A 12,529-nucleotide genomic window follows, 5' to 3' on the forward strand; every position below is an offset into this window, starting at 1 on the left:
CGCTCGTCATTGCGCTTCTCGCAATGACGAGCGGAGACAGTGCCGCGTCACTGAGCTATTGCGCCGCCCCCTTCGCCATCTTCTCCAGCCGTCGCTGCAGCGGCGCCCAGTACGTACCCGGGCGGAAACGCTGCAGCAGGTCCATGAAGCGGGCGTCGTTGCCGATCAGGATGCGCGGCTCGTTTTTCTCGATGCCCTTGATGATGCGCAGCGCGGCGTCCCTCGGCGTGGTCTTGGCTGCGTTCTCGAACCGCTCGATCGATTGCGCGCGGCGCGCATTGTCGGTGACGCCGACGCCGGTGCGCGAATTGCGGGCGATGGCGGTGGCGACGCCGCCGGGATGCACGACCGAGAGCTTTACGGAGCTCCCCGCCACCGCAAGCTCGTGCCGCACGCTCTCGGAAAAGCCGCGCACCGCGAATTTCGCCGCCGCATAGGCCGACTGGCCCGGCGGCGCGATGATGCCGAAGATCGAGGAGAGGTTGACGATGTGCGCCGCCTCCATCGTCTTCAGATGCGGCAGGAAGGCGCGCGTGCCGTGCACCACGCCCCAGAAATTGATGTCGAACAGCCAGTCCATCTGCGCCTGGTCGATCTCCTCGAACGAGCCCATCAGCGCCACGCCGGCATTGTTGACGACAATGCCGAGCGAGGGATGCGCCATCGTCGCCTCACGTGCGAACTCTGCGATGTCGCCGGGCTCGCCGACGTCGACGCGGTGCACGCTGAACTTGCGGGCCTTGTCCGGTCCCTGGCCGATCTCGGCGGCGAGCGTCTTCAGCCCGGCCTCGTCGCGGTCCGCAAGCGCGAGATCGCAGCCGCGTAGCGCAAGCTCGATCGCCAGCGCGCGGCCGATGCCGCTTGCGGCTCCGGTAATGGCGGCGGCGCCGCGAATCGCAGTCATGATCTCCCCCCGTCAAGCCGTTCACGTGGAACTATGATGTACATTTTTTCAAAATGGAACCGAACCGGAGGCGAATTGGCTCCTTAACTTACGCTACTCAAGCAGCATTGGAGCCGCCATGGGCCAGGCAGAACCATTTCGTGCCACTGCGTTGATCGTTGAGGACGATGCCATGCAGCGGGAGATGCTTTGTCTTCTGCTGGAGGAGAGCGGCTACCTGGTCATCCAGTGCGAAAGTGCCGAGGCCGCCGAGCGCATCCTCGACAAGGACGCGGGCGCGCTCTGCCTGATGCTGACGGACGTGCAGCTTGCAGGGCGCATGAACGGGGTCGAGCTCGCGCATGTCGCCAAGGACCGCAATCCCCGGCTCGACGTCGTCGTCACCTCGGGCCGCCCCTTGATGCAGCCCTTGCCCGCCGGTGCGAAATTCTGGGCCAAGCCGTGGGCGCCGCTCGACGTGCTGCGCGAGGCCGAGATCGCGCAGCTGTCCTGAAGGCGAGCCTGCGGGGCCCCCTTCTTGCCGGTTCTCTTGCCGACTTTCTTGCCGGGAGGCGCAATGATAAGGTCCGCCGATGACCTTGTCCTTCCTGCTCACCTCGCTCATCGTCGTCGCCTCGCCCGGCACCGGCGTGCTCTACACGCTGGCCGCGGCGCTGACGCGCGGCTCGCGTGCGAGCATCGCTGCCGCCTTCGGCTGCACGCTCGGGATCGTGCCGCACATGACGGCCGCGATGCTGGGGCTCGCCGCCGTGCTCCATACCAGCGCGCTCGCCTTCGCCGCGCTGAAATGGTGCGGCGTCGCCTATCTGCTCTACATGTCCTGGCAGGCGCTGCGCGAGACCGGGGCGCTGGCGGTCGAGGGCGAGATCAAGGAGCGGTCGAGCGGCCGGGTCATCGTCACCGGCTTCCTGATCAATATCCTCAATCCAAAACTGTCGATCTTCTTCCTCGCCTTCCTGCCCCAGTTCATCGCCGCGGACGAGCCCCATGTGCTGGCGCGGATGCTGGAGTTGAGCGGCGCCTTCATGGCGATGACGTTCGCGGTGTTCGTGGTCTACGGCCTCTGCGCCGCCTCGGTGCGCGAGCGCGTCATCTCCCGTCCGCGCGTCATGGCCTGGCTGCGCCGTAGTTTTGCCGCCGGCTTCGCCGCCCTTGGCGCCAAGCTCGCTTTCGCCGAGCGGTAGGCAATAAAAAAGCGGGCCTTGTGCCCGCCATCTTCCAGCTCATGGACCTACCCGACGCCCGGGCGGAGCGAGCTCCACCCGGGCAAAGAAAAAGAAGCCTCGTTACTTCTTCTTCGCCTTCTTGGCCTTCTTCGCCTTCTTCTTCGTCGCCTTCTTCGCTTTCTTAGCCATAGTATCCTCTCAAGGGTTCATGGTTAAACGCGACACGAGGGATGCTCGGCGGAGGGCCAGCCTCGCAACATCCTCAGCGGCAAGCTCAGCAGATTCGCGCGCTTCTGCCCCGCGCTGTCATATCCGTGTCATCGCGTTATCCACAGCTCAGATGCATTTTCGGGTGATTTTCCGCCCGCGAATCCGCATCACCGCGTCGCAGCGCCATCGCCACCGACATGCCTAACGATCCGACAACGGCGCAGTCGTTCATGAATCCAAAACCAAGGGCGCGTTTTCGAGCAACGCGGTGAGACTCCGTTAAGCGCGCCGGCCGCATTGTTCCCCGCAAGAAAACGGGGACGGGGTCATGGACGGACGGCTGCAAGGGACGGGGAGCGCGCGGCTGCGCGTACCGCACGCGCCATGCTGAACGTGCCGACACTCTGGACCGTGTTCGTCGTCAACTTCCTGGCGCTGGGCCTGATCTGGGCCTACGTGACGCGCTCCTATCCGAAATTCGCGGCCGCCCGGTTCTGGATGGCATCGTCCTTCGTCGGCGCGACCGGCGCGATGGCCGCGCTGGTCCGCCTGTTCGTCACCTCCCCGGTGCCGCTCCTGTTGGGCGGAGCCGGCATCATCGCCGCAAGCTGTTTCGCCGCGATGGGCATTCAGCGCTTCTACGGCAGGCCGGTGGCCTGGCGCATGATGATTGCGACGGCTGCCCTGAGCGTCGGCGGCACCGCGTTTTTCCTGCTCGTCTTCGACCAGATGCAGTTGCGCATGACCTTCTACACGCTTGGGCAGGCCGTTCCGCTGCTGCTGGCATTGCGGCTTCTGCTGTCGCCACAGGACGGCCGCGTCAGTCCCGGCGCCTGGCTCGCCAGCATCGTCATCCTCACCATCATCGGGATCTTCGTGGCCCGCGTGGTGGGCAATCTGCTTGGCGGGGATTTTTCGGCCGTCGCCGGCAGCCAGGGCCACGCCGTCATGGTGCTCGGCCTCCTGTTCCTGTCGATGACGCTCAATTTCGGCTTCCTGCTGATGGCGATGGACCGCCTGCGCAACGAGGTTGCCGACCTCGCGCTGCTCGACGATCTCACCGGCGTCGCCAACCGGCGGCATCTGTTGCAGCGGCTCGGCGAAGAATGCGCCCGCTCGGAGCGCAGCGGCGAGCCGTTCTCGTTGCTGGTGATCGATCTCGATGGCTTCAAGAACATCAACGACACCCATGGTCATGCCGCGGGCGATGCCTGCCTCCAGCACTTCACCCTGATGGCGCAGACCCGCTTAAGGCCCGGCGACATGCTGGCCCGCACCGGCGGCGACGAGTTCTGCGTCGTGCTGCCGTCGTCGTCCTTGCGCGAGGCGGCCGCGATCGCCCGCCGCGTGCTCGAGGTCTGCCGCCAGGATGCCGCGGCCTGCAACGGCAAGGACATCCCGATCGCGATCTCGATCGGGGCCGCGCAGTGGGATCGCGACATCGGCCAGTTTCCGGACCGCCTGATCGCGCATGCCGACCACGCCCTCTACGCCGCCAAGAAGAACGGCAAGAACGACTTTGCCGTCTACGATCCGGCGCCGCCGCTCTCGCCTGAGCCGATCGGGCCGGGCAAGGCCGCACGCAAATTCGCTTGATGGCGTGCTAGGCTCGGGTCCGCACTGGACCCGCATGATGATGACTCGCCTGCTCGCGGCGCTTTTCGCCGCCTTCCTGATCGCACCCGCCGCCGCAACGGACGCCGGGCTCGCAAAACTCGCGCGCGGCTCCGGCACGCCCGACATTCCCGGCCTGAAGATGGTGTGGCTGGCGCCATGGGGCGATGTCGCCAGCGCAAGGCCCTGGCGCAACATCATCGTGCACCAGACCGAGGGACCGGCGGGCTCGGCCCGCGGCGGCGCACAGGAGCAATCGAAGAACCCGACGCGCCGCGGCGTCACCCTCTGGGTCGAGACCGACGGCACGGTCTATTGGGCGGTCGCGGAGAATCTGGTGCCGACCCATGGCGACGGCGCCAACCGCAACGACAACAAGTACATCGACAACAGATCGACCTATCGCCAGGTCGTGCGCGACAACTCGATCGGCGTCGAGTTCGCCGGAAACTATCCCGATGTCACGGCAGGCCCGACCGAGGCGCAGGTCGCAGCATGGAAGATCCTGGTCCAGGTCCTGCGCGCGCGCTACGGCATCCCGCTCGACCACGTCTATGCGCACAACTGGATCGACTACAAGGATGCGCGCTATTGCGAAGGCTGCTGGCTTGCGACCCTGGCGAGGACCTGGGGGGAATAGAGGCCGCGCTCCCTCACCCCGCAAGCGGGGCGGGGCAGGGACGATGCGCGTCAATTACACCGGCTGCGCCATCCATCCGAAAAACCGCCGGATCAATCCCGGTCGCCGCGGCAGCCCCGGCGGATCGTCTGCCGCGAGCACGCGTTTGAAGAAGTAATCCAGAAACACCATGTCGTTCGGCTCGGTGACGGTGAATTTCTCCTCGCCGAAGAAGACACTGTAGTTGAAGAAGAACGGGCCCATGATCGGGATCGTCGCGGTCGAGGCGTAGTCCTTCGAGATCACGAACTCCGACGGTTCGAGCCCGTGCTCGCGCATCGCCTGCTCGACCAGCGGCAGCTTGCGCATGAACTGGGCGGAGAAGCCGCCGACGGTGGATTGCAGGATGATCGCCACGGTGTGTATCCGTTTGCTCGGTGCTGGTCGCTCTCATTTGGGTCGTTGACCGGCGACAAGGGTTCAAGATGCCTGGCCCGCGCCTGCGCGAACATGCTGCAAGTCACACCTCGAACAAACGCGTCACACCTCAAACAAAAAAGCCGGCGTTGCCGCCGGCTTCTTGTCTCTTTCGATCCGCCAATCTCTTACAGCGCGGCTTCCAGCGCGGCCTGTTCGGCCTTTGCGATGGTGCCCTTGACCGCGGCCTGCACCTTTTCGAAGGCGCGGACCTCGATCTGGCGGACGCGCTCGCGCGACACGCCGAACTCGGCAGCAAGGTCTTCCAGCGTCATCGGCTCATCGGCGAGACGGCGGGCCTCGAAGATGCGGCGTTCGCGCGGGTTGAGCACGCCCATGGCGCCGTTCAGGGCGTCACGGCGGTGATCATATTCCTCGTGCTCCGCCAGCATGGCTTCCTGGTTGGGCGTGTTGTCGACCAGCCAGTCCTGCCATTCGCCGGCTTCACCGTCGTCGCGGATCGGAGCATTGAGCGACGCGTCGCCACCGAGGCGGCGGTTCATGTCGATCACGTCCTGGTCCGTGACGCCGAGGCGCTTGGCAATGATCTTCACCTGGTCGGGGCGGAGATCGCCTTCGTCCAGCGCGGAAATCTTGCTCTTCGCCTTGCGCAGGTTGAAGAACAGCTTCTTCTGGTTCGCGGTGGTGCCCATCTTCACGAGCGACCAGGAACGCAGGATGTACTCTTGAATAGACGCCTTGATCCACCACATCGCGTAGGTGGCGAGGCGGAAGCCCTTTTCGGGCTCGAAACGCTTCACCGCCTGCATCAGGCCGACATTGCCTTCCGAGACGACCTCGGAGATCGGCAGGCCGTAGCCGCGATAGCCCATGGCGATCTTGGCCACGAGACGGAGATGGCTGGTGACGAGTTGGTGCGCCGCGTCGCGATCGTCATGCTCACGCCAACGCTTGGCGAGCATGTATTCCTGCTGGGGTTCCAGCATCGGGAACTTGCGGATCTCGGCGAGGTAGCGAGAAAGGCCGGATTCTCCATTGAGCACCGGCAAAGCAGCGGTACGGGCCATACTGAAGCCCTCCAAAGGTTCAGGCCCCCGATAGCGGCGGGCCAGGCAGACGACCGCTGTGTTAAAGCCGGCCGTAGCTGCGATGTTCCGCGTTGGTCATTTCCAACGCAGGCGCAATATACCCCAAAGGGGGTCGAAAAGGGAAGGATTGCTGACGTCACGTCCCCGTGTGGCAGCTATAACTTTTTGTAATGTAACGCTTTTCTTAAAGCCCCTGCGTCATAGCGCCGCTTTCAGAGCGCCTTGCAGGAGAAGCAAATCCTCCGGCAGAGGCGCCTCCCAGTGGAGTAATTCTCCGGTTCTCGGGTGCTCCAATACCAGCAGATAGGCATGCAGGGCCTGCCGCCCCAGCGCCGTCAAGGCCGCCTGCGACTCTGGGCCGAGATGGTTCGCCTTGGTCTTGAAGTGCGGGCCATAGACGGCGTCGCCCATCAGGGGATGGCCGATATGGGCAAGGTGGACGCGGATCTGGTGGGTGCGTCCGGTCTCGAGCTCGCAGGCGAGCAGTGAAGCGATCGGCTTGCCGTCGCGCCCAGCAAAGCTCTCCAGGATTTCCCAATGCGTGACGGCCTCGCGGCCGCCTTGGCGCACGGCCATCTTCTCGCGCGCATGCGGGTGGCGGTCGATCGGCGCATCCACGGTGCCGCGATGGCGGCCCGGCAGGCCCCAGGCAAAGGCCATGTAGCCGCGCCGCATTGCTCCGGTGCGGCCGTGGTCGGCGAATTGCGCGGTGAGTGAGGCGTGCGCAAGGTCGTTCTTGGCGACCACCATCAGCCCGGTCGTGTCCTTGTCGAGCCGGTGCACGATCCCCGGCCGGCGCACCCCGCCGATGCCGGAGAGCGAAGTTCCGCAATGGGCGATCAGCGCGTTCACCAGCGTCCCGGTCTCGTGCCCGGCCGCGGGGTGTACCACCAGCCCCTTCGGCTTGTTGAGGACGACGATGTCGTCGTCCTCGAACACGATATCGAGGGCGATATCCTCGCCCTTGGGCTCCGCCGGGGCCGCCTCCGGCACGTCGATTATGATCGTATCGCCCGAAGTGACGTGATAAGCGGGGTCGCGGACCGCGGTGGCCTTCAGGCTGACCGCGCCCGCCAGAATCAGGGCTTTCAGCCTCGATCGCGACAGGTCGGAAAGGTGCGCCGCCAGCACGCGGTCGAGCCGGGCCGAGCCCTCGTCGCCGCCGACCACGACCTCCAACCTTTGCGCTGAGCCTGAGTTTTCCATGACGACGTCTGATACCGCTGTTCCCGAACCGAGCCCCGAGCAGGCCGCGCTGTTCGCGCGGGTGCGGCGGATGATGCTGATCGCGGGGTTGACGACGGCGCTGGCAATCTGCGCCGTCCTGATCGCGGTGGGCTACCGCCTTTTCAAGTCGGAGGGAAGGGCGGCCGAGCCGGTCGGCGACGTCACCGCCACCCTGCCGAAGGGCGCCAGGATCGTCTCGACCGGGGTCGCCGGCGACCGGCTCGTGGTCACGCTGGACATCGGCGGGGTCACCGAGATCCGCACCTTCGACGCCCACACACTGAAGCCGACCGGGAAGCTGAAATTTGCCAATGAGCCGTAAAAGGGCGGTTCGGGTCCTTGCGGCGGACAAATTTCGAGGTTATTGGCTAGCCCTCACGCTCCCTTCGTCTAGCGGTTAGGACGCGGCCCTCTCAAGGCTGAAACAGGGGTTCGATTCCCCTAGGGAGCGCCATCAGGCTCCATCGAGCGTTGATCTCTATCCTTTTGGCTGGTGCCAGACTCTCGCCGCAAAACGCGACCTCATCCTGAGGGCCCGCCGCAAGCGGGCGTCTCGAAGGATGGCCTCAGGCGAGTCTCCAGCCACGCCCTTCTTCATATGCTGTCTCACAGCCGGCGACAGGAACGACATTCTTCGCCTGTTGCGACCGAGGTGATCGTCGTCACAGCTCTCATCGGAGGTTTGCGCGCATCCTGTTCGTGATCGCGGATGGCCCGCGTCACCAACTGGAGACCAACATGAAACGTCCTGACGATATCGGCTTTGAAAGCCGCGAACTGTCCATCGACGAACTCGACGGCGTTGCTGCTGCCGGCCTGTTCAGCTGGATCAAGCACGAAGTGTCTTCGGCCGCGAAATGGATCGGTTCGGAGTTCGCCAAAGCTGAGAACGCCGTGAACTCCGCCCTCGGCGGCGGCCGCGTCACCATCACCATTCACCGGCAGAACTGAGCGAACGGCGTCTCCGACGCGCAACCTCCGGACCTTCGGGTCCGGAGGTTTTGAATGCCCGGCTGCACGTGAAGAATTTTCCGAAGCCGCAGCGCGGTGTCGGCTGTGACGGGCATTTCCTCGCGCTTAATGCGCTCGATCCGGGGTGCATGCCGGTGAGACAAAACACGGCAATTTGCTGTCAAGTAGCCGTCGCGAAAATATTCCACTTTACCGAAATTCGGATTTGTCGTATGTCTCGCTCATCCCAGCCCACAAAAGGGGCGGTCGTACGTCGTCACGAACGCGGGCTGGAATGCGGTGGACGCGGGCGGCGTTAAAGGCGGAGCGTAGCGTGCAGGGCGAGATGAATCTCGTGAGCACGGCACGAACCGCATCGACGGACGGCGCTCAAACCTCGCGAAGCCTCTGGCGAAGCAGGGCCATGTCCTGAAGCCTTAGGCGAAGCAGGAGGCCTGCGTACGGCGAAACCGTGTGGTCCTGGCCGTCGTTGCTACGGTCAAGCCTTTGCGAAGGCGTCATTGCGTCAACCGGCGCGGTGCCGTGCATTTCGCAAGGGTGAGGGAGGCCAGAACGAACTCGGCTCCCGGGAGAGCGCGGCATAGGCCGTCAAACCATCGCGCAGGGAAGGCCTGGTCTCGGCTGCCCTGTGTCTCCCCTGTGCATTGCGTGTGCATCTGTTCAGCATGGGGGTTTTGTGGGTGCCAGCCGGCGCCCGGTCTTCCCTGCGCCCTTTCTTCGCGAGGGGATGAAGCGAGAAAGCAAAGCTCGGGCAAAACTTGCCGCGAGGACGCGAGCGCATGTTTCCAACGATGTGCAAACCGACCTCCCGTGTGAGCATGCTGCATCGGCATCGGCGGCGGTGGTCGTTCCCTCCAAAATCTGCACTATGCGCGCCGGGACGGTGCGCGATGCGGCCGGCTCCCTCCAAAGCTGCTGCCGGGCCTTTGGAGGTTCTGGCTTTCTGCTTTTTGGAGTGACGACATGAGCGGTTTGGTGATCTCTGGCGGCCGGGTGGTGGATCCGGCGAGCGGAATGGACGCGGTTGGCGATGTGGTGGTGGTGGATGGCAGGATTGCCGCCGTCGGTGCCTCGCTTGGCGGCGCGGAGCGGGTGATCGACGCCACCGGCCTCGTGGTCGCGCCCGGCTTCATCGATCTGCACGCGCACGGCCAGTCGGTCCCTGCCGACCGGATGCAGGCCTTCGACGGGGTGACGACGACGCTCGATCTCGAGGCCGGCGTGCTGCCGGTCGCGTCCTGGTATGAGCGCCAGGCCAGGAAGGGACGCGTGCTGAACTATGGCGCCGCCACCAACTGGGCCTTTGCGCGCATCGGCGCGATGACAGGTTCCAATGCGGAGAGCTCGCTGGAGGCGTTCGGCAACGCGATGCGCGATCGCCGTTGGATGGACAACGTCGCGAGCGATACGGAAGTGGCCGGCATTCTTGAGCGGCTCGGGCGCGGCCTGAGCGAGGGCGGCATCGGCATCGGCATCTTGAACGCCTACGCGCCGGGCGCCGGCGTGCAGGAGCTGACCGCGGTCTGCCAGCTCGCGGCCAAGCAGGACGTGCCGACCTTCACCCACGTCGCCTACATGTCGCGGGTCGATCCCGAGAGCGCGGCGGAAGCCTATATCCGCTTGATCGGCTATGCCGGCGCCACCGGCGCGCACATGCACATCTGCCATTTCAATTCGTCGAGCAAGACCGACATCGAGCGTTGCCGCGTGCTGGTCGAGAAGGCGCAGGCGCAAGGCCTGCCCATCACGGTCGAGGCCTATCCCTATGGCACCGGCTCGACCGTGCTGGCGGCGGCCTTCTTCAGCGACCCCGAATTCGTCGAGCGCAACGGCACCGGTTACGATTCGGTGCAGCGCGTGACCGACGGGCACCGCTTCCGCGATCGCGAGGAGCTGCTGAAGGCCCAGGCCGACGAGCCGTCATCGCTGGTGCTCTGGCACATCCTCGACACCGAGAACAATGCGCATCATCGCGACCTGCTCGACATGTCGGTGCTCTATCCCGGCGGCGCGATCGCGTCCGACGCGATGCCGTGGACGACGTCGGACGGCAAGACCTACACCGGCGATGCCTGGCCGCTGCCCGATGATGCCACCTCGCATCCGCGCTCGGCCGGCTGCTTCACGAAATTCATCCGCGAATGGGTGCGCGAGCGCAAGACCGTGTCGCTGCTCGAAGGCGTGCGCAAATGCGCGCTGATCCCCGCGGAGATCCTGTCGCAGAGCACACCCGCGATGCGCGCCAAGGGGAAGCTCGCGAAGGACGCCGATGCCGACATCGTCGTGTTCGACTACGAGAAGCTCAGCGATCGCGCGACCTTCACGGCGATGAACCGCCCCTCCGAGGGCGTGCGGCATCTGATCGTCAGCGGCCAGCCGCTCATCACCGATGGCGTGCTGGACGTGGTGGCGCGCCCCGGCCGCCCCGTGCGCCGCCCCGTCGTCGAGGGCTGACCCATGCCGGTCCCCGTTCTCCTGGTCACGGGCTTTCTGGGGGCGGGCAAGACCACGGTCGTCAACCATCTGCTGGCGCACGCGGAGGGACGGCGGATCGCCGCGATCGTCAACGATTTTGGCGCGATCAACATCGATGCGGAGCTGATCGCGGGCGCCAGCGACGGCGTGGTCAGTCTCGCCAATGGCTGCATCTGCTGCTCGCTCGAAGGCGATCTCTTGCGCACGCTCTCGACGCTGCTGCGCCGCGATCCGAAGCCGGACTATATCGTTATCGAGACCAGCGGCGTCGCCGATCCCGCCGACATCGTCCGCAATCTGATGGATCCCGTGATCCTGCGCGAGGCGCCGCTGGAGACGGTGCTGTGCGTGATGGATGCAGCGACGCCGACGGCTGCCCTCGACGATGCGCTCCAGCGCTCGCAATTGCGAGTCGCCGATATCGTGGCATTGAGCAAGCTGGATCTGGCGGGCGGGGGTGCGGCTGGGCGGATGCGCGAGGCCATTCGCGCGCAGCGCGTCCCTGCCGTGGTGGTGGATGCGAAGCACGGCGAGATTCCGTCCGCGCTGCTGTTCCCCGCGATCGCCGATCGTACGCCCGCGTTACGCGAGCCGGGACCGCGGCGGCCGGCAGAGGAGCGCTTCGAGACATTGAGCTGGACCTCGGACCAGCCGCTCTCGCTGCCTCGCCTGCAGCAGGCCATCGGCCGCCTTGCTCCAAAACTCGCCCGCGCAAAAGGCTTGCTTGAGACGGTCGAGCAGCCCGGACGCCAGATGGTGTTTCAATTCGCCGCCGGCCGCGCGACGATCGCTCCGGGCGAGGCGCCGACGCCGGGCGTGCCGCGCGCGCGGATCGTCTTCATCGCCGAGCTTGGCGTGCTCCCGAAGGCGGAGCTCGACGAGATTATGGCGGCGTGCGTTGCGGAATGAGTAGCGCAGTTCACGCCATTGCCGATGTGCCCGGTCAAATCGCGCGACGCTTCAACCCTCGACCGGCAGCGCATCGCCGTGCACGTACCACTCCGCGCGCGAGGTCCACTGCACATGCCGGTCGGGTGTCGCACCAAGCGGCTCGTCGAACGCGCCGGCGTGGATGATCGCTTCGCGCCCGCTGCGGGTCAAATGCGGCATCGGGCTGCCGCAGATCTTGCAGAACGCGGTGGCAAAGCTTCGCGCGTTGGGTAGATCGAAGCGCGCGACGGATGGTTCCCCGCGCAGCTATCGCAGCGCTTCTGCCTTCACGATCACCTCGCAGGCATGCGCGGTCCCGGTCGCCTTGCGGCAGCGCGAGCAATGGCAGTTGAGGAAGCGGTCGAAGGGCCCCTCGACCTCGAAGGCGATTTCGCCGCACAGGCAGCTTCCCCGGAACGCAGCCATGTCATTCCCCTTCCGGCTCGGCCGCCTCGTCGGCGTGGACTGGCTGATCGCCATGCGTGCCGCGCAACCGGATCATCGTGTCGATCACGTCGACGTCGATCTTCAGCATGTCGAGATCGCGCGTCATCTCGCGTACCTCCTGGCCCTTGCGCGCCAGTTCCTCGGATACGTCGACCGCCATCTTGCGTTCGGCCACATTGCCTTGCGTGTTGACGAACAGCTTTGCGCGCATCCATTCGAGCCGTGCCCGCTGGGTGTCGCGCTCGAACTTCTTTTCCGCATAGCGCCGCCGCGCCTCGGCATAGGCGCCGACCAGCGCAGTCCCCGGCAGGCTCCACAATTGCTCGACCGACATGGTCATGCCGTTCAGGTCCCGGGTTCGGCTCGGCGGAGGTCTACTCCGCCGCCTATCAGACCCTGCCGGCCGGCAATTCTCAAGAGGATGTTCGGAGGCCCGGCA

At 65.5% G+C, this 12,529-nt stretch carries 13 protein-coding genes, 1 tRNA gene and 1 pseudogene; 9 read left to right on the forward strand and 6 right to left on the reverse strand.

Translation table 11 applies throughout. The features are described 5' to 3' along the window. Window positions 1-55 precede the first annotated feature (55 nt). Window positions 56-904 carry an SDR family NAD(P)-dependent oxidoreductase gene (locus tag OC450_RS12455; RefSeq protein WP_262047968.1) on the reverse strand — a complete coding sequence of 283 codons (849 nt, stop codon included), beginning with the start codon at window positions 902-904 and terminating at the stop codon, window positions 56-58. Window positions 905-1,022: 118 nt separating this feature from the next. Here OC450_RS12455 and OC450_RS12460 point away from each other — a divergent pair, with 118 nt between their 5' ends. The 4 genes from OC450_RS12460 to OC450_RS12475 all read left to right on the forward strand — a co-directional run bounded on the left by OC450_RS12460 (window position 1,023) and on the right by OC450_RS12475 (window position 4,534). Beyond that, complete coding sequence (locus tag OC450_RS12460) at window positions 1,023-1,397, forward strand: response regulator (protein WP_211381606.1); 375 nt, start codon at window positions 1,023-1,025, stop codon at window positions 1,395-1,397. Between the two features lie 79 nt (window positions 1,398-1,476). Then, window positions 1,477-2,088, forward strand: coding sequence for a LysE family translocator (locus tag OC450_RS12465; protein ID WP_211381607.1), 612 nt, complete (start codon window positions 1,477-1,479; stop codon window positions 2,086-2,088). A 576-nt stretch (window positions 2,089-2,664) separates the two neighbouring features. After that, window positions 2,665-3,876 carry a GGDEF domain-containing protein gene (locus tag OC450_RS12470; RefSeq protein WP_211381608.1) on the forward strand — a complete coding sequence of 404 codons (1,212 nt, stop codon included), beginning with the start codon at window positions 2,665-2,667 and terminating at the stop codon, window positions 3,874-3,876. Between the two features lie 34 nt (window positions 3,877-3,910). After that, on the forward strand, window positions 3,911-4,534 hold the full coding sequence (locus OC450_RS12475; RefSeq protein ID WP_262047969.1) for an N-acetylmuramoyl-L-alanine amidase: 624 nt from the start codon (window positions 3,911-3,913) through the stop codon (window positions 4,532-4,534). Window positions 4,535-4,588: 54 nt separating this feature from the next. Here the strand turns inward: OC450_RS12475 and OC450_RS12480 are convergent, their stop codons facing one another. The 3 genes from OC450_RS12480 to OC450_RS12490 form a co-directional block, all read right to left on the reverse strand. Continuing rightward, window positions 4,589-4,930 (reverse strand): hypothetical protein, encoded by a 342-nt coding sequence (locus OC450_RS12480; protein ID WP_211381610.1) that lies wholly within the window; start codon window positions 4,928-4,930, stop codon window positions 4,589-4,591. Between the two features lie 188 nt (window positions 4,931-5,118). Continuing rightward, entirely contained in the window at window positions 5,119-6,018 is a 900-nt protein-coding gene (gene rpoH, locus OC450_RS12485) for an RNA polymerase sigma factor RpoH (protein ID WP_211381611.1), read from the reverse strand. Between the two features lie 219 nt (window positions 6,019-6,237). Beyond that, window positions 6,238-7,245 (reverse strand): RluA family pseudouridine synthase, encoded by a 1,008-nt coding sequence (locus OC450_RS12490; protein ID WP_256806980.1) that lies wholly within the window; start codon window positions 7,243-7,245, stop codon window positions 6,238-6,240. On the opposite strand from OC450_RS12490, the gene OC450_RS12495 reads away from it, so the two are divergent. From OC450_RS12495 to OC450_RS12515, 5 genes are all read left to right on the forward strand, one after another. Then, window positions 7,244-7,588, forward strand: coding sequence for a hypothetical protein (locus OC450_RS12495; RefSeq protein ID WP_211381613.1), 345 nt, complete (start codon window positions 7,244-7,246; stop codon window positions 7,586-7,588). The genes OC450_RS12490 and OC450_RS12495 overlap by 2 nt on opposite strands. A 57-nt stretch (window positions 7,589-7,645) precedes the next feature. Then, window positions 7,646-7,720, forward strand: a tRNA-Glu gene (locus tag OC450_RS12500). Between the two features lie 284 nt (window positions 7,721-8,004). After that, window positions 8,005-8,217, forward strand: a complete 213-nt coding sequence (locus OC450_RS12505) for a hypothetical protein (protein ID WP_211381638.1) — start codon at window positions 8,005-8,007, stop codon at window positions 8,215-8,217. A gap of 984 nt (window positions 8,218-9,201) precedes the next feature. Beyond that, a complete protein-coding gene (locus tag OC450_RS12510) occupies window positions 9,202-10,692 on the forward strand; it encodes an amidohydrolase family protein (RefSeq protein WP_262047970.1) in 1,491 nt (496 codons plus the stop codon). A 3-nt stretch (window positions 10,693-10,695) separates the two neighbouring features. Then, complete coding sequence (locus OC450_RS12515) at window positions 10,696-11,622, forward strand: CobW family GTP-binding protein (RefSeq protein ID WP_262047971.1); 927 nt, start codon at window positions 10,696-10,698, stop codon at window positions 11,620-11,622. 51 nt (window positions 11,623-11,673) lie between these two features. Here the strand turns inward: OC450_RS12515 and OC450_RS12520 are convergent. Then, window positions 11,674-12,123: pseudogene (locus tag OC450_RS12520) on the reverse strand (GFA family protein). Next, window positions 12,071-12,430: a hypothetical protein gene (locus tag OC450_RS12525; protein WP_262047972.1), complete on the reverse strand. Its 360-nt coding sequence runs from the start codon at window positions 12,428-12,430 to the stop codon at window positions 12,071-12,073. The pseudogene OC450_RS12520 and the gene OC450_RS12525 overlap by 53 nt, the downstream one beginning before the upstream one ends. Window positions 12,431-12,529: the final 99 nt, after the last annotated feature.

It is taken from the genome of Bradyrhizobium sp. Bra78, assembly GCF_024519855.1.
GTDB lineage: Bacteria > Pseudomonadota > Alphaproteobacteria > Rhizobiales > Xanthobacteraceae > Bradyrhizobium > Bradyrhizobium japonicum_G.